This window comes from Salinarimonas soli, from assembly GCF_008386575.1.
GTDB lineage: Bacteria > Pseudomonadota > Alphaproteobacteria > Rhizobiales > Beijerinckiaceae > Salinarimonas_A > Salinarimonas_A soli.
The window spans coordinates 1-216 of the sequence record NZ_VUOA01000285.1 but is presented as its reverse complement, the minus strand read 5'-3'; the positions used below and the strand labels follow the sequence as shown (position 1 = coordinate 216).

1 protein-coding gene is annotated in these 216 nt (G+C 60.6%); it reads left to right on the top strand.

What is annotated here, in order from left to right; translation table 11 throughout:
- The coding region (locus F0L46_RS25935; RefSeq protein WP_149822451.1) for a hypothetical protein at window positions 1-216 on the top strand (216 nt) is incomplete at both ends.

Below are 216 nucleotides of genomic sequence, written 5' to 3'. Positions count from 1 at the left end.
TGGTACAGCGCGACTTCCACGAGCAGCTCGAGCAGGTGTTCAACGATGTCCGCCAGGCAGAAAAGGGTGGCAAGCCTCAGGAGCAGACCGGCATCACCGCGTCTCAGGACCTGCCGCACGGCTTGGACACCTCCATCTCCAAGGAACTGCTTGCCGAGATCGGCGACAAGTTCTACAACACGCCTGACTACCTGAAGGTCCACCCACGCGTGGCTA